Source organism: Microbacterium sp. PM5 (genome assembly GCF_003293595.1).
Lineage (GTDB): Bacteria > Actinomycetota > Actinomycetes > Actinomycetales > Microbacteriaceae > Microbacterium.
The window spans coordinates 1,820,221-1,836,117 of sequence record NZ_CP022162.1; the positions used below are offsets into that span (position 1 = coordinate 1,820,221).

A 15,897-nucleotide genomic window follows, 5' to 3' on the forward strand; every position below is an offset into this window, starting at 1 on the left:
GATGACCGCCCCTCGAGCCGTCATCGTGCATCGGGCGAGCGAGCTCACCGAACTGCTCGCCCGGCACGGCACGCGCGGCCAGGTCGCCTTCTTCCTCGATCAGCGAGGCCAGAGCCTCGCCGCCGTCGAAGAGCGGCACGAGCGCACCCGCGCCGCCCTGGCCGACGTGTCCGCGGGGCTCCCGGTCGATTGGCGGCGAGCCACGGTCGAACGCAGCGACCTCGCCCGCTTCGTCTTCGAACCCGACGACGTCGTGCTCGTCGTCGGACAGGACGGGCTCGTCGCCAACGCCGCGAAGTACCTCGGCATCCAACCCGTCATCGGCATCGACCCGCTGCCCGGCGTCAATGCCGGGGTGCTCGTCCCGCACACCCCCGCGGCAGGAGTCGCCCTCGCCGCCGCCGCGCAGGCGGGAACCGCACCGATCTGCGAGCGCACGATGGTGCAGGTGCGCACCGACGACGGTCAGTCGCTCACGGCGCTGAACGAGGTGATGATCGGCCAGAGCGGCCACCAGTCGGCGCGCTACACGCTCGAGGTCGGCGGTCGCCGGGAGCGACAGTCCTCGTCGGGCGTGATCGTCGGCACCGGCACGGGAGCGACGGGATGGTGCTCCTCGATCGCACGTTTGCAGGCACCAGGGATGCCGCTGCCCACCGCCACCGAGAGCGCACTCGCCTGGTTCGTCCGGGAGCCGTGGCCGTCGCCGAGCACGGGCGCAGACCTGTTCGCGGGTCGACTCGACGGCGGGGAGGTGACCCTCCGCGTCGAGTCGGACGTGCTCGTCGCGTTCGGCGATGGGATGGAGGACGACCGCCTGTCGCTGTCCTGGGGTCAGCGGGTGAGCGTCGGTGTCGCCGACCGGACGCTGCGCACCGTCACGGCGTAGCCGCGTCAGCGGGCCCGCACGGACCGCTTCGGCTTGGGGACGAACAGCGTCTCGCTCTGCTCGAGCGCCATGCCCTTCGTCTCGGGGATCTTCCACAGCACGAAGACGAACGACAGCGCCGCGAACACGGCGTACATGCCGTACGTGAACGGAAGCGAGAAGGCCGCAAGCTGGGGGAAGGTCCACGACACGAGGAAGTTCGCGAGCCACTGGGCACTCGCCGCGACACCGAGGGCCTTGCCGCGGATGCGGCTGGGGAAGATCTCCCCGAGCAGCACCCAGACGATGGGGCCCCAGGAGGCGCCGAACCCGACGACGAACAGGTTGGCCGCCACCAGCGCGATCGGACCCCACGCCCCCGGGAGGGTCACCTCGCCGTCGACGGTCTGGGCGAACGCGAAGGCCAGCGCCATCGTGGCCAGCGACAGGGTCATCATCAGCGAGCCGGTCATCAGAATCGGCTTGCGCCCGACGCGGTCGACGAGGAAGATCGCGACGAGCGTCACCAGCACGTTCGTCACGGAGGTGAAGACGCTGATCAGCAGCGAGTTGCTCTCATCGAATCCGACCGCACGCCACAGCGTCGTCGAGTAGTAGAAGATGACGTTGATGCCGACGAGCTGCTGGAAGGCCGACAGCAGGATGCCGATCCAGACGACGGGCTGCAGACCCAGCGCCTTTCCACGCAGAGAGGCGCTCCGGTTCTTGCGGTCGTCTTCGATGCTGCTGATCAGCTCGTTCATCGTCTTGTCGAGGTCGGCGGCGGGAACGAGTCGCTCGAAGATCGCGCGCGCCTCGTCGTTGCGTCCCTTGGCGAGCAGGAATCGCGGAGACTCCGGCATCGTCAGCGCCAGGATGCCGTAGACGGCGGCTGGCACGACGCCGATGAGGAACATCCACCGCCACGCTTCGAGGCCCCACCACAGCACGTTGTCGGCGCTGCCGGCGGCACCGGCGAGCACCGCATTGCTGAGCAATGCGGTGAAGATGCCGATCGTGATCGCGAGCTGCTGCAGAGAGGCGAGACTGCCGCGCACCTGACGCGGTGCGACCTCGGCGATGTAGGCGGGAGCGACGACCGACGCGATGCCGATGCCGATTCCGCCCAGGACGCGCCAGACGATGAGGTCGGGAACGCTGAAGGTCAGCGCCGAGCCGATCGAGCTCGCGAGGAACATGGCGGAGCCGAGGAGCATGACGCGCAGCCGGCCCCAGCGGTCGGAGAGGGCTCCGGCGATGATCGCCCCGAGCGCGCAGCCGAGCAGAGCGACGGCGACGACGAACCCCGTGAGCAGCGCGTCCTTCGTGTAGGTGGACTCGATGGAGGAGACCGCGCCGTTGATGACAGACGAGTCGAAGCCGAACAGGAACCCGCCCACCGCGGCGGCGACCGACAGTGCCGCGGCCCTTCGCCCATACGGGCTCTTCATCGAGAACGTGCCGGCGGGGAGCGAGTCGGTCGAGGTCACTCGGAAAACGATAGCCCCGCCGAGAGCGACAGGGGCCGCCCTCGCCGAATGTGCCCTGCGCGTGGTAGGGCGCATCCGCCTCCGGCGCGGGCAGCGCTACGGAACGCGCTGGAACAGGCCGTCCAACAGCGACTGGTAATAGGCCGGAGTGACCGAGATCGGTCCGGAATAGGGGCGGTCGAAGCCCGCGATGGCGTAGAGCAGCAGGGCGACGAACACGGCGATGAGCCCCGCCATGATGAGGTGGATGCGGAGGTTTCGCACCTGGATGAGTGACAGCAGGATCGCATTCAGCAGCGCCCCCACCCAGAGCACCGTCCACAGGATGCTCGGCAGCCCGAGATCCGTCACCTCGATCCGCTCGCGTCGCTGGCCGACGAAGGTCTCGAAGGACTGCAGTGTCTGCGCCTGTACGTTGATCTCCCGAGCGTCGGCGGGGACGAACCCGGTGATCGCCCGCTGGATCGCCGTGACGTCGGCGTCGCCGCTCACCGGCTCGATGAGCTGAGCCTGCTGCGGCCAGTCGACCTCGATGACGTTCCTCGTGTAGGTGACGAGCGCATCGCGGAGCTCGGCTCGTTGCGGATCGGGAAAGTCCTCCGCCGAGCGGTAGAGCACGGCGATGGAGGAGGACTCACTGAGCGCGACCTGGTCCACGTCGGCGTACGTGGAGTACGAGGCGGCGGCGATGAGGGCGAGCGTGACGCCGTAGAAGACCCCGTACGCACCGACGGCGTAGCTGAGCACCCGGTCCCACTCGGACTGATCATGCGCCATGCGCGCGACCCAGCGCCGCAGTGCCAGCAGGACGAGGCACGACAAGCCGACGAAGCCGACGCAGAAGACCGTCATCCCCAGCCACAGGGGCGCGTCCATCAGCGTGACGATCACGGTTCGGCGGGCAGTCGGCGGGAGCGAGTCAGCTGACGAACGAGATCGAAAGGGGGTAGGTGTACCACTCCCCCCTGTTCGCCTTCACGGCGGCGATGATCGAGAAGACGATGTTCACCACGTACACGGCGAGCAGGATGAGCAGCCCGATGCCGATGATGGAGAGCACCGTGCCGACGAGGGACGCGATCAGCATCGTGAGCTGGAAGTTCAGCGCGGCGGCCGTGTGCGCCCGCACGAACGGGCCGCGGTCCTTCAGCACGAGGTAGCCGATCAGCGACGGCAGGAAGTAGAAGATGCCGCCGACGTGGACCAGGGTCGCCCACAGCTTCTCATCCGAGGGGCTCATGGGCTGCGGGCCGGAGGGGACGGCGGGCTGCGGGTACGGCGGAGTGGTCATGCCACCAGCGTAGGGGGCGCGCGTCCGGCACACCGAGGGGGTTATCCCGAGATCCGCCGAATCCTCGGCATCCGTCCGTCGCATTCGATACGGTCGAAGGACATCGGCAATACACAGGAAGTGGGTTCGTAACGTGGAGATTCTTGCCGCTGGGGGTGCACTGGTGATCGTCGGCATCGCCGTCGTCACCGCGATCGTCCTCCTGATTTTCCTGCTGATCATGGTGCGCGCGTGGTACAAGGTCGCCAAGGCCGACCAGGCGCTCGTGGTGGTCGGCAAGAGCCAGAAGAACGCCAGCGGCGAGTCGTCGCGCATCTCGGTGATCACCGGCGGAGGCGCCCTCGTCAACCCGCTCACGCAGCGCGCCGAGATGATCTCGCTGCGCGCCCGCCAGATCAAGATGGAGCCGACGGCACAGGCCTCCAACGGTGTGACGGTCAACGTCTCGGGCGTCGCACTGGTCAAGATCGGCTCCGACCCCGAGTTCGTCCGCCGCGCAGCGGAGCGCTTCCTCTCCCAGGACGGCGCGATCGAGCAGTTCACGACCGAGCAGCTCGAAGGCGCCCTGCGCGGCGTCGTCGCGACGCTGACCGTCGAGCAGCTGATGAAGGATCGGCAGAAGCTGTCCGACCAGATCGCCGAGGGCATCAAGAGCGACCTGCTCGCCCAGGGACTCATCCTCGACTCGTTCCAGATCCAGGGCGTCACCGACAAGAACGGCTACATCGACGCCCTCGGCGCGACCGAGGTCGAGCGCGTGCGCCGAGAGGCCGAGGTCGCCCGTATCAACGCCGCCCGCGAGGTTCGCGCCCGACAGATCGCGACCGACGAGGCGAACCTCGTCGAGCAGACCGCGTTCGACAAGAACTCCGCCGCCGCGGCGGCCGAAGTCGGTCGCGCCCGCGCCGAGGCCGAGCAGGCCGAAGCGCTCGCGCGTGCCGAGCGTGAGCAGGCCGTGCTGCTGCAGGGAGCCGAGAACAAGCAGGCCCAGCTGGATGCCGACATCAAGAAGGTCGCCGACGCCTCCCTCTACGAGCGCCAGCGCGCGGCGGATGCCGCCGCGTATGGCGAGGTCAAGGCCGCCGAGGCGCGCGCGCAGATCGCAGCGCAGGAGGCGGAGGCCACCCGGCTTCGCGCCCAGGCCGAGGCCGACGCGGTGCGGCTCGTGGGCGAGGCGCGGGCGGCGGCCATCGAGGCCGAGGCCGAAGCCCTCTCCAAGAACCAGGAGGCTCTGCTCGCGCAGCGCGCGCTCGAGGCGCTCGTGCCGATGATGACCGAGTTCGCGCGAGGCTTCGACAAGGTCGGATCGATCACGGTGCTCGGCGGCGAGGGGGCGTCCAGCCACATGGCCGCCGAATCGGCCTCGAGCATGCGGGCGAGCTTCGACGCCATCCAGGCGGCCACCGGCATCGACCTGCGTCAGGTCATCCAGGGGCAGGCGACCGGCCGCGGGATGGCCCAGGGGCTCCGCGACGAGCAGTCGGTCGCCGCTGAGCCGCCGGTGACCACCGAGAGCTGACGCGTTTCGACTCCTCGTTGCGCTCGTCGCTCAACGACCGGGCAAGCCTCCCGCCCGGTCAGCGGCGTAGCTCGACCCGAGCGACGGTCGCGTCCTCGAGCGCGACGGGATCGATCTCAACGCCGATGCCCGGTCCCGTCGGCACGCGGACGTGCCCGCCGTCCAACACGATCGGGTCGCGCACGATGTCGCGTGAGTAGAAGCGGTCGGATGCCGAGACGTCGCCGGTCAGCGTAAAGCCCGGCAGCGCGGCCAGCGCCGCGTTGGCCGCGCGGCCGATGCCGGTCTCGAGCATGCCGCCGCACCACACGGGGATGCCCGCCTCGCGGCACAGATCGTGGATGCGGACCGCTTCGAGGTAGCCGCCGACGCGGCCCGCCTTGATGTTGATGATCGCGGCGGCCCGCAGAGCGAGCGCATCGCGCGCCGCCTTGGCCGACACGATCGACTCGTCGAGGCAGATGGGCGTGCGAAGCCGCGCGGCGAGGTGTGCATGGTCGACGATGTCGTCCTTCTGCAACGGCTGCTCGATCAGCAGGAGGTCGAAGCGGTCGAGCTCGGCGAGGGTGTCGGCGTCCGCGAGCGTGTAGGCCGAGTTCGCATCCACCTGCAACGCAATCGCCCCGAACGCGTCACGCACCGCCGCGGTGTCGGCGATGTCGCGACCGGGCTTGATCTTGATCTTGATGCGCACGTAACCCTCGTCGAGGTAGCCGCCGACGGCGTCGACGAGGGCCGACGGATCGCGTTGGATCCCGACCGAGACACCGCTGGGTATCCGATCGACCACCGCGCCGAGGTACTCCCCCAACGCGCGCGACTCGGCACGCAGGGCCGCATCGAGGACGGCGAGTTCGAGCCCCGCCTTGACCATGCGGTGCCCGACGAACGGCTCGAGCACGCCCGCCACCTCTTCGGGCGCGAGAGCGTGCGCCGCGGCATCCAGAAGCGCGGGCGCGAGGAAGCGCTGGGCGACGTCCCACGCGCCCTGCGTGTATTCGCTGGAGTAGAGGGGGGACTGCTGGGTGACGATCTCCCCCCACCCGTCGCCGTCGGCGGTGCGAACGCGCACCACGATGACCTCCCGCACGGTCTCGGTGCCGAAGGAGGTCGCGAACGGCGAGACGAGCGGCAGATGGAGCACGCGAAGCTCGATCGCGTCGAGGCGCACGGGTGCGGCGGGGCGGGCGATCGGCATGCGCTCAGGCTACGCCGCGCGCCGCGCGCGCCGGGCCGATGTGCGCCGTGGGTCCCCTCAGCGGTGCGCCCGCAGCGCCGCGAAGCGCGGGGCGACGTAGGTGCTGCGGCGCGGCGCCCGCGGCAGCAGGGCTTCGGTGATGGCGGTGATGAAAGTGCGCACGGCATCCGTCCTCTCGAGGTCTTCACTCAAGAGATGACGAATGCCGTGCGCTATGACGCGTGTTCGCGAAATCAGTCGTCGACGACGGTGACGCTGACCTCGATGTTGCCGCGGGTGGCGTTCGAATACGGGCACACCTGGTGGGCGGCGTCGGCGAGCTGCTGCGCGACGGCGAGGTCGATCTCGGGGATGTTGACCTCGAGCTCGACGGCGAGCTGGAAGCCGCCCTGGCCGTTCGGGCCGATGCCGACGCGCGAGCCGACGCTCGAGCCCTCGATGCTCACCTTCTGCGCGCGGGCCACGCTCTGCAGCGCGCTGTGGAAGCAGGCGGCGTACCCGGCGGCGAACAGCAGCTCGGGGTTCGGCGCCTCACCGGCGCCGCCCATCTCCTTGGGGACGCGCACGTCGAAGTCGAGGATGCCGTCGGTCGTGCGGACGTGTCCGTTGCGGCCGCCACCGGTCGCGAGGGCTTCAGCGGTGTAGAGGGTTTCCATGGGTGTTCCTTTCGTGGAGGTCAGAGAGTCGCGCCGGCGACCATCGGTCAGGCAGCGGTGCGCAGATCGGAGGCGACCGCGCGCATGTTGGCCGTGATGGCGGCGAGCTGTTCGAGCAGCTCACCGAGCCCGCGACCGCTGTCGACGAAGGCCGGCACGAGGCACCCCGCGGCCGCGACGACCTCGGCGTGCGTGTCCCGGCCGGCGGCCGTGAGCTCGACGCGAACGACCCGCTCGTCGTCGGCGTCACGGCGACGGCTCACGAGACCGCGCTCCTCCAGCCGGCGCAGCAGCGGCGACAGGGTGCCGGAGTCGAGGCCCAGTTCCTCGCCGAGACCGCTCACGGTGCGCTCGCCCGTCGCCAGGACGACCATCGCCAGGTACTGCGGATACGTCAGCTTCCACGGCTTGAGCACCTCGCGGTAGGCCTGCGTCGTGGCATGCGAGGCGGTGTACATCGCGAAGCAGACGAACTCGTCGAGCGTGGCGGGAGCGGGCATGAGAGAAGCATTGCACACAATTGAATTGTGCACAATGTTTCCCGCAAGGGCGGCGTCAGCGCGACAGGGTGAACCCGTCCGGGTCGCCCGGCCGGGGCGGTCGCAGCTGCGGGGGCAACGGCCACGGCAGCACGATCGGCTCGTGCGGCCTGCTCATGTCGCCGTAGTCCTCGACCTTCACGACGATCCGCGCCGGCGTCACCTCGACGAGCCGGACGCGAACCGGCTGCTCCGCGCCGCGCTCGAGCATCCAGGGCTCGGCGAGGAAGGCGAGGCCGCGCCGTTCGAGCGCGTCCTCGGCATCCAGCCACTCGACGGATGCCGCGACCACCCGCCCCAGCACGTCGATCGCCGTCCACGCGCCTCCGTCGGGGCGGATCCACCCCAGCCGCTCTCCGTCGTCGCGCCGGTGCGGCGTCCAGTCGTCGGGAACGGCCCCGCCCCCGCTCACGACGTGGCCCCGGAGCGCACGAAGAGATAGCCGCGCTCGTCGAACCCGCCCACCGCGAAGCCGTCCTGAGTCAGCCCGAGGATGGCTTCACGCACGCGGTACCGCCAGTCCAGCGCCTCACCGGGCGCCTCGCGTCGCAGCCGTTCGATGTCGGTCGGCACCTCGACGGTGGTGACGATGTCCTGCTCGCGCGGCGGCGCGGACGGTGCGTCGAGGTCCCAGACGGCGAAGATGCGGTCCGTCTCGTCTCCGCGGTTGACCCCGTCATCCATCGCGCCGTAGTGATCCACGTAGTACTCCTCCACCCGCGCGCCGAGTACGCGGAGGTTGAACGACGCGTTGCGGGCGACGAGGGGGTCGAAGGTCCACGTGATCCGGTGGACGCCGCGCGCCAGCGCCCACTCGCGCTGGTGGTGTTTCAGCAGCCGCCCGAGACCCTGGCCGCGCCGGTCGTCGACGATGCCGGTGATGTGCGAGTGCAGCGAGCGGTCGTCGGGCGCGGAGAAGAAGCCGACGGAGGCGCCGATCATGCGCTCTGGCTCGGCGCCGCGCGCGGGGTCCTCGGCATACAGCCCAACGGCGTAGTTGCCGACGTGCGCGAGTGCCCGCAGGAGGTTGGCGGGCATGCCCGTGCGGTCACCGCCCCACACCTCGCTGAGCACGGCGGATGCCGCCGTGACCTGCTCCATCGTGCGCAGCGGTCGGATGCGGATCCCGTCGGGGGTCCGGCTGTCGAGATCCACCATGCGGTCACCCTACGCCGGAGCCGCCGCGTCACCCGGGCGATAGCCTGAAACGATGCCCACTGACGACGATGCCCGACGACGATTGACCCGGATGCCGCCGCAAGGCGCCATCGTCGCCGTGCTGGCGCTGGCGGGGCTCGCCTCGTCGTTCATGTTCACGCTCGTCGTCCCGATTCAGACGCGTCTGCCGGATCTGCTGCACGCGAACCGCGACGACACGGCGTGGGTGGTCACCGCGACGCTGCTCGCGGCCGCCGTCATCACTCCCATCGCGGGGCGGCTGGGCGACATGTACGGCAAGCGGCGCATCGTCCTGGTGCTGCTGGCGACGCTCGTGATCGGCTCGGTGATCGCGGCGGTGTCGACCGGACTGATCGGGCTGATCGTCGGACGTGCGCTGCAGGGCGCGGTGACCGGCGTCATCCCCCTCGGCATCTCCATCCTGCGGGACGTGCTCCACGAAGACCGCGTCGATCCCGCCATCGCCCTCATCAGTGCGACGCTCGGCGTGGGCGGCGCGCTGGGACTGCCGATCAGCGCGCTCGTCACCGAGAACGCGGACTGGCACGCGCTGTTCTGGACGGCCGCGGCCCTCGGCGCCGTGGTGTTCGTGCTCGTCCTTCTCGTCGTTCCGGTCAGCGTTCTTCGTACCGCGGGCCGCTTCGACTATGCGGGCGCGCTCGGGCTGGCGTTGGGGCTTCTCGGCATCCTGCTGGCGATCTCGCGCGGTGACGCCTGGGGATGGGGGTCGGCGGCGACGCTCGGCTGCGGTCTCGGCGGGCTGGCGGTGCTGCTGGTGTGGGGCTGGTACGAGCTGCGCATCGCCGAGCCTCTGCTGGATCTCCGGGTCGCCGCGCGACGCCCCGTGCTGCTCACCAACATCGCGTCGGTCGCGATGGGCTTCTCCCTCTTCTCATCCAACGTCTCCTACCCGCAGCTGCTGGAGCTTCCGGCGCCGACCGGCTTCGGGCTCACGCTGCTGGCGGCCAGCCTGGTGATCATGCCCTCCGGACTGGTGATGATGGTGCTCTCGCCATTCTCGGGGCGCCTTGCGAGCACCGTCGGTCCGCGGCGCCTGCTGATCCTCGGTGCGATCGCCCTGATCGCCGCCTACGGCTTCAGCCTCCTGTTCGCCTCCGCCGTCTGGCACATCCTCATCGCGAACCTCCTCATCGGTGTCGGGATCGGGTTCGGCTACGCGGCCATGCCCATGCTGATCATGCGCTCGGTCCCGCAAAGCGAGACCGGCGCCTCCAACGGCCTGAACGCCCTCTTCCGCTCGCTCGGAACGAGTTCGGCCGCGGCGGTGGTCGGCGCCGTGCTCGCGAGCATGTCGAGCGTGCAGGACGGCCGCGCCCTCCCCACGGCATCGGCCTTCCAGGTGTCGTTCTGGCTGGGGCTGCTCGCTGCGGTGGTCGCCCTCACGGTCGCCGCCTTCATCCCGCTGCGCCCCGCCGACGAGCACCACCCCGCGCTGCCGCCGGACCACTAACCTCGCACCATGACCGTCGTCCCACCCGCCAGCCCCGCACCCGCGGCTCCCTCCGGAGACCGCGACGCCCGCTTCTTCGGCCAGCCGTGGGCCCTCGCGCACGTGTTCGGGGTGGAGATGTGGGAGCGGTTCAGCTTCTACGGCATGCAGGGCATCCTGCTGATTTATCTGTACTACTCCGTGAGCGACGGTGGACTCGGCGTCGAGGAGGGGGTGGCCGCCGGCATCGTCGGCGCGTATGGCGGTGCCGTGTACCTCTCCACGATCCTCGGCGCCTGGATCGCCGACCGGCTCCTCGGCGCGGAGCGCGTGCTGTTCGGCAGCGCGATCGTCATCATGGCGGGGCACATCGCGCTGGCGGTGCTGCCCGGATTCGTCGGCGTCGGCGTCGGGCTCGTGCTCGTCGCGATCGGCTCGGGAGGGCTCAAGGCCACCGCCACCAGCGTCGTCGGCACGCTCTACGGCCCCGACGACACGCGGCGCGACGGCGGCTTCTCGCTGTTCTACCTCGGCATCAACCTGGGCGCCTTCGCCGGACCGCTGCTGACCGGTGTGCTGCAGTCGACGCTGGGCTTCCACTGGGGCTTCGGGCTGGCCGCCGTCGGCATGGCGCTGGGCCTCGTGCAGTACTCGTTCGGCCGCCGGCAACTGCCGGCCGCGGCGCGCGCGGTGCCCAACCCCCTGCCGCGCGAGCGCTACCCGCTCATGGCGGGGATCGCTGCGGCAGGCATCGTGCTGATCGTCGTGCTGGTGCTCGTCGGCGTCATCCGCGCCGACAACCTGGCTCTCATCGTCATCGTGGTCGTGATCGCGGCGGCGCTCGCCTACTTCGCGGTCATCCTGTCGAGTCGTCGGGTGGATGCCGAGGAGCGCAGCCGTGTCTGGGGCTTCGTGCCGCTGTTTCTGACGTCGGTGGCGTTCTGGTCGCTCTACCAGCAGCAGTTCACGGTACTGACGGTCTACTCCGACAAGCGGCTGAACCGCGACCTGTTCGGCTGGGAGATGCCGGTGTCGTGGGTCAACTCCATCAACCCGATCTTCATCATCGTGCTCTCGGGCGTGTTCGCCGCGGTGTGGACGAAGCTCGGCGCGCGCCAGCCCGCGACTCCGGTCAAGTTCGGTGTCGCCGCGATCGTCATGGGGGCGGCGTTCCTGCTGTTCCTGCCGTTCGCCGGCGGCGGCGAGAACTCCACCCCGCTGTGGGCGATCATCGGCATCCTCTTCGTGTTCACCGTCGCCGAGTTGCTGCTGTCGCCGGTGGGACTGTCGGTGACCACGAAGCTCGCGCCGGAAGCCTTCCACACCCAGATGGTGGCGCTGTTCTTCCTGTCGGTCGCCCTCGGCACCGCGATCGCCGGTCAGCTCGCGACGCTCTACGACCCCGAGAACGAAGTGCCCTACTTCTGCGTGCTGGGCCTCATCGCGATCGGTGTCGGCGTGCTCCTGCTGCTGTTCGTGCGCCCCGTGCTGACACTCATGCGCGGCGTGCGCTGACGGCGGCATCCCCGCCCACCCGCGCCGCGTCACCCGATGTCACACGCGTGCGCTGCAGACGGTTGTCGCTCTATCCTGACGACGGCTCGAAAACCGGAAGCCTCCGCCTTGAGCAGCCCGCGACCGTCGCCGCTGCAAGAGCCTTCTGACACTCGCCCGCATCGTGGGCCATCGTCTTCAGGAGGAGAACCATGTCCGTCGCCACCACCACCTCCGGCAGCCTCCCGCGCACGGCCGCGCTGATCGAGGCGAACGCCGCGCGAACCCTCGACGACGACGGCTTCACGCTGCAGTCGACGCCCGCCTTCGGGGCGCTCACCGCGGCGGCCGTCGCCGACGTCGTGGAGCGCCAGCGGGCCGCGGGGATCACTCTCGTCGGCGACGGCGAGTTCGGGAAGGCGATGTCCAACGCCGTCGACTACGGCGCCTGGTGGTCGTACTCCTTCCAGCGGGTGAGCGGTCTCTCGCTCACCGAGATCAACGCCTTCAACGAGCCCCCGGTGCGCTCCGCGCCGGGCGAGATCCGCCTCACCAGCTTCCTCGACCGCCGTGACCGTCAGCGGTTCCCCGCCGTCTATGCGGAGGCGGTCGAAGCGGGTCGCACCGCGACGGCGTTCCCCACGACGACCGGACCGCTCGCGTACCGAGGTCAGGATGCCGTGGCCGCCGACATCCGCCATCTCACCGCGGCGCTGCGACCGGGTGAGCGGGGCTTCCTCACCGCGATCGCGCCGGGATCCGCGGCGCGCGTGCGCAACGACTACTACGCCACCGACGAGGAGCACATCTTCGCGTGGGCCAATGCCCTCCGCGAGGAGTACCGCGCGATCGTCGACGCCGGGCTCATCCTGCAGTTGGATGACCCCTCCCTCGCCGAGAACTTCGACCAGATCAGTCCCGAGCCCTCGATCGCGGACTATCAGGCCTTCACGAAGATCCGCATCGAGGCGATCAATCACGCGATCGCGGGGCTTCCCCGAGAGCAGGTTCGTCTGCACGTGTGCTGGGGGTCGTGGCACGGCCCCCACACCACGGACATCGAACTGCGCCACATCCTGCCGGTCGTGCTGCAGGCGAACGTCGGGGCGATCTCGTTCGAGGCGGGCAACGTCCGTCACGAGCACGAGTTCGGCGCGTGGGCCGACGCCGACGTCCCCGACGACCTCGTGCTCGTGCCGGGGGTGGTCAGCCACGCGACGAACGTCGTCGAGCACCCCGAGCTGGTCGCGCAGCGCATCCGCCGCTTCACCGACATCGTCGGTGCCGACCGCGTCATCGCCTCCACCGACTGCGGACTGGGCGGGCGCATCCACCCCGACCTCGCCTGGGCGAAGCTCGAGACGCTCGGCGAGGGCGCCCGCCGCGCGTGACGCTCACCGCGCACCCCCCGCGCGTTTCATGCCGGAATATCGGTTCGGACGCCGACAGCGCAGAGAGAATCGGTTTGGAGGCAGGTCGGGCCGACGGCACCCGTCGACAGGCCCGGCGGACACGGCGCATCCGGGGGGATGAGCGCCTGCCCGCACACCTGGGGTGCGTTCCGCTTGGGCGGCCGGGTTCTCGCTCGGCCGCCCAAGACCGCCCTCCACAGGGCATGCGGCGGGCGCACCGCGCCCGATACCGTGTGCCTACAATGCACTCCTTGCGAGGGGGAGCACATGGAACATGCACGGGGACGGGGCATCGTCTCGGGGCGCCGGTTGTTGGCGGACCACGTCTTCCGCGGGATCGCCGACGAGATCCTCGCCGGGCGGCTGCCGGACGGACACATCCTCCGCGATCACGAGGTCGCGCGGCGACTCAACGTGTCCCGCACCCCCGTGCGCGAAGCGCTGATGCGGCTGGAGCGGATCGGCCTCGTCGAGATCGAGCCCAGCCGCTTCACCCGCGTCACGCCGGTGACCGACGAGGTCATCGATCAGCATCGCGAACTCGCCGGGTACGCCGCCGGAACCGCCGCGCACATGGCGGTGCGGCGCATGACGGATGACGAGCTCGCCCGCGCAGTCGACCATGCCGAGGCCGCCGCAGATGCCCTGGGCGACCCGGCGACGGCATCGACAGCGCGCCATGCGCTCTTCTCGTACCTATCCGCCCACTCGGGAAACCCCGCGCATCACGCCCTCATGGCCGACACCGAGGTCGCGATCACCCGCGCGCTGAGCCGCGCACCGCTGCGAGACGTCGGCATCGACGATCAGCGCGCAGAGTACGACGCGATCGTGGGAGCGCTGCGCGCCCGCGACGCCGATCGGCTGGAGCGGATCATTCGGGCGCAGCACGGCATCTCCGAGGGCCGAACGTGACGGTCGCGCCGATCCGGCAGAATCGATCCATGGCTCCCGTGCACGATCCCCACCTTCCCGCCGACCACGCCTGCCTCATCGTGCACGGCAGCGACAAGCCCGGCATCGTCGCAGCCGTGTCGGCGATGATCACCCGCATCGGCGGCAACATCGTCGCCTTCGACCAGTTCTCCGACGATCATCGCGGCGGCGCGTACTTCCAGCGGGTCGTCTTCCATCGCCCCGACTTCGCTCTGGAGCGTCCCGCGATCGAGGCGGACATCGCTCAGACCCTGGCCGACTTCGATCTGGAATGGTCGCTGACCGATCAGTCGGTGCCCAAGCGCATGGCGATCCTCGCGTCGAAGCAGGACCATTGCCTCCTCGACCTGCTGTGGCGCCACCGACGCGGCGACCTGCCGGTCACCATCCCGATGGTCATCTCGAACCACACCACGACGGCCGAAGACGTCCGCAGCTTCGGCGTGCCGTTCTTCCACGTGCCCTCGGTCGCGGGTCCCGACAAATCGGCGTCGGAGGAAGAGATCCTGAAGCTGCTCGTCGGCAACGTCGACTTCGTCGTGCTGGCGCGCTACATGCAGATCCTCTCGCCCGAGTTCCTCGAACGCCTCGGTGTGCCCGTGATCAACATCCACCACTCGTTCCTGCCCGCCTTCATCGGCGCCGAGCCCTACAAGAAGGCCAAGGAGCGCGGCGTGAAGCTCATCGGCGCGACCTCGCACTACGTGACGGGCGACCTCGACGAGGGTCCCATCATCGAGCAGGACACCGTGCGGGTCACCCATGCCGAGTCATCCGCCGAGTTCGCCCGGCGCGGCGCCGACGTCGAGCGCCAAGTTCTCTCCCGCGCGGTGCTGTGGCACGCGCAGGATCGCGTCATCCGTCACGGCAACCACACGATCGTCTTCTGACGTCTGCCGAGCGGGCGTCAGTACACGTACTCCATGAGGTCCAGCCCGAGAGCGCGGAAGGCCTCGTGCGCGCGCAGCCGGTGCGCCACAGACAGGTCGTCGAAGCACACGATGAGGGCGTAGGCGGCACCGGCGCGCGGGCCCGCGATCACGCCGGCCTCGGCGCGGATGCCGTCGCCGCGACCGGTCTTGTTGACGAAGAGCAGGCCGTGGCGGTCGTCGTCGTGCGCGAAGGGGTCCAGCGCGGTGCTCGCCGCGACGAGCGCCAGATCCTGGTTGAGGCTGAGCCACTCCGACACCTGCGCGCTCACCGCCGGGGAGACGACCTGAGCGTTGACGAGCCCCGCGAACAGCGTGACCAGCTCCCCCGTCGACGCGAGACCGACGTGCGGTGCGTCGTCGGGCCCGCGCTCGTCTCGGAAACCGTCGATGAGCGCGGTCTTCACGAGACCGATCTGCTCGACTCGCGCGCGGACGGCCTCCAGCCCCACGCGCTCCAGCAGCGCGTTGGCGGCGGCGGCGTCGGATGCCGCCGCGGCGAGCACGGCCAGATCGCGCACCGGAAGCGCGGGAGCCGCCAACCGATGCCAGAGGCCGCCGACGGTGACCGGCGCCACCGAGCTGCGTTCGATGATCTGCAGGGGATCGAGCGTGCCCGCGTCGATCTGCGCCGCGACCTCGATCAGCAGCGGAACGACGCCGATGCCGGCGACGGGCAGCACGAGGTGGGCGTCACCCGCGAGCACCGTCTCGCCCGAGTCCAGATCCGTGACGCACACCGACACCTGCGCCCCTGCCGCGGCGACGGCGTCCAGTGCGGCGAGCGCGGTGGCGAACGAACGCGCACGGCCGGACGAGCGTCGCGGCGAGCGTCGGGTCGACGCCCGCTCGCCACGCGCCTCGCTGCGCTGCGCGCGCACCTCACCTCGACGTGTCGACGATGCCCGACCTGCACTGTCCACGCGAGATGCTCCG

At 70.0% G+C, this 15,897-nt stretch carries 16 protein-coding genes; 7 read left to right on the forward strand and 9 right to left on the reverse strand.

Features of this window, described 5'->3' with window-relative positions:
* Window position 1: 1 nt before the first annotated feature.
* Entirely contained in the window at window positions 2–889 is an 888-nt protein-coding gene (locus tag CEP17_RS08820) for an NAD(+)/NADH kinase (RefSeq protein WP_112931982.1), read from the forward strand.
* 5 nt (window positions 890–894) lie between these two features.
* Here the strand turns inward: CEP17_RS08820 and CEP17_RS08825 are convergent, their stop codons facing one another.
* The 3 genes from CEP17_RS08825 to CEP17_RS08835 all read right to left on the reverse strand — a co-directional run bounded on the left by CEP17_RS08825 (window position 895) and on the right by CEP17_RS08835 (window position 3,649).
* A complete protein-coding gene (locus CEP17_RS08825; RefSeq protein WP_112931983.1) occupies window positions 895–2,358 on the reverse strand; it encodes a sugar porter family MFS transporter in 1,464 nt (487 codons plus the stop codon).
* A 96-nt stretch (window positions 2,359–2,454) separates the two neighbouring features.
* Window positions 2,455–3,234: a DUF4239 domain-containing protein gene (locus CEP17_RS08830; RefSeq protein WP_239498482.1), complete on the reverse strand. Its 780-nt coding sequence runs from the start codon at window positions 3,232–3,234 to the stop codon at window positions 2,455–2,457.
* A 43-nt stretch (window positions 3,235–3,277) separates the two neighbouring features.
* Window positions 3,278–3,649, reverse strand: a complete 372-nt coding sequence (locus CEP17_RS08835) for a DUF4870 domain-containing protein (RefSeq protein ID WP_061683519.1) — start codon at window positions 3,647–3,649, stop codon at window positions 3,278–3,280.
* 133 nt (window positions 3,650–3,782) lie between these two features.
* On the opposite strand from CEP17_RS08835, the gene CEP17_RS08840 reads away from it, so the two are divergent.
* Entirely contained in the window at window positions 3,783–5,168 is a 1,386-nt protein-coding gene (locus CEP17_RS08840) for a flotillin family protein (RefSeq protein WP_239498483.1), read from the forward strand.
* A gap of 58 nt (window positions 5,169–5,226) precedes the next feature.
* Here CEP17_RS08840 and menC read toward each other — a convergent pair whose 3' ends face one another.
* The 5 genes from menC to CEP17_RS08865 form a co-directional block, all read right to left on the reverse strand.
* Window positions 5,227–6,366, reverse strand: a complete 1,140-nt coding sequence (menC, locus tag CEP17_RS08845) for an o-succinylbenzoate synthase (RefSeq protein WP_112931986.1) — start codon at window positions 6,364–6,366, stop codon at window positions 5,227–5,229.
* Between the two features lie 233 nt (window positions 6,367–6,599).
* Window positions 6,600–7,022, reverse strand: a complete 423-nt coding sequence (locus CEP17_RS08850) for an organic hydroperoxide resistance protein (RefSeq protein ID WP_036321258.1) — start codon at window positions 7,020–7,022, stop codon at window positions 6,600–6,602.
* Between the two features lie 47 nt (window positions 7,023–7,069).
* Window positions 7,070–7,522, reverse strand: coding sequence for a MarR family transcriptional regulator (locus CEP17_RS08855; RefSeq protein ID WP_112931987.1), 453 nt, complete (start codon window positions 7,520–7,522; stop codon window positions 7,070–7,072).
* Window positions 7,523–7,577: 55 nt separating this feature from the next.
* The gene (locus CEP17_RS08860; protein WP_112931988.1) at window positions 7,578–7,973 is read right to left on the reverse strand and encodes a hypothetical protein; all 396 of its coding nucleotides are present in this window, start codon (window positions 7,971–7,973) and stop codon (window positions 7,578–7,580) included.
* On the reverse strand, window positions 7,970–8,719 hold the full coding sequence (locus CEP17_RS08865; RefSeq protein WP_112931989.1) for a GNAT family N-acetyltransferase: 750 nt from the start codon (window positions 8,717–8,719) through the stop codon (window positions 7,970–7,972). The genes CEP17_RS08860 and CEP17_RS08865 overlap by 4 nt, the downstream gene beginning before the upstream one ends.
* 91 nt (window positions 8,720–8,810) lie before the next feature.
* On the opposite strand from CEP17_RS08865, the gene CEP17_RS08870 reads away from it, so the two are divergent.
* From CEP17_RS08870 to purU, 5 genes are all read left to right on the forward strand, one after another.
* Window positions 8,811–10,211 carry an MFS transporter gene (locus tag CEP17_RS08870; RefSeq protein WP_112931990.1) on the forward strand — a complete coding sequence of 467 codons (1,401 nt, stop codon included), beginning with the start codon at window positions 8,811–8,813 and terminating at the stop codon, window positions 10,209–10,211.
* Window positions 10,212–10,220: 9 nt separating this feature from the next.
* The gene (locus CEP17_RS08875; protein WP_036321268.1) at window positions 10,221–11,705 is read left to right on the forward strand and encodes a peptide MFS transporter; all 1,485 of its coding nucleotides are present in this window, start codon (window positions 10,221–10,223) and stop codon (window positions 11,703–11,705) included.
* A gap of 191 nt (window positions 11,706–11,896) precedes the next feature.
* The gene (locus CEP17_RS08880) at window positions 11,897–13,075 is read left to right on the forward strand and encodes a cobalamin-independent methionine synthase II family protein (protein WP_112931991.1); all 1,179 of its coding nucleotides are present in this window, start codon (window positions 11,897–11,899) and stop codon (window positions 13,073–13,075) included.
* 288 nt (window positions 13,076–13,363) lie between these two features.
* Window positions 13,364–14,011 (forward strand): GntR family transcriptional regulator, encoded by a 648-nt coding sequence (locus tag CEP17_RS08885; protein ID WP_162722424.1) that lies wholly within the window; start codon window positions 13,364–13,366, stop codon window positions 14,009–14,011.
* 29 nt (window positions 14,012–14,040) lie between these two features.
* Window positions 14,041–14,922: a formyltetrahydrofolate deformylase gene (gene purU, locus CEP17_RS08890; protein WP_112931993.1), complete on the forward strand. Its 882-nt coding sequence runs from the start codon at window positions 14,041–14,043 to the stop codon at window positions 14,920–14,922.
* A 17-nt stretch (window positions 14,923–14,939) separates the two neighbouring features.
* Here the strand turns inward: purU and CEP17_RS08895 are convergent, their stop codons facing one another.
* The gene (locus CEP17_RS08895; protein WP_239498484.1) at window positions 14,940–15,884 is read right to left on the reverse strand and encodes a serine hydrolase; all 945 of its coding nucleotides are present in this window, start codon (window positions 15,882–15,884) and stop codon (window positions 14,940–14,942) included.
* Between the last annotated feature and the right edge of the window lie 13 nt (window positions 15,885–15,897).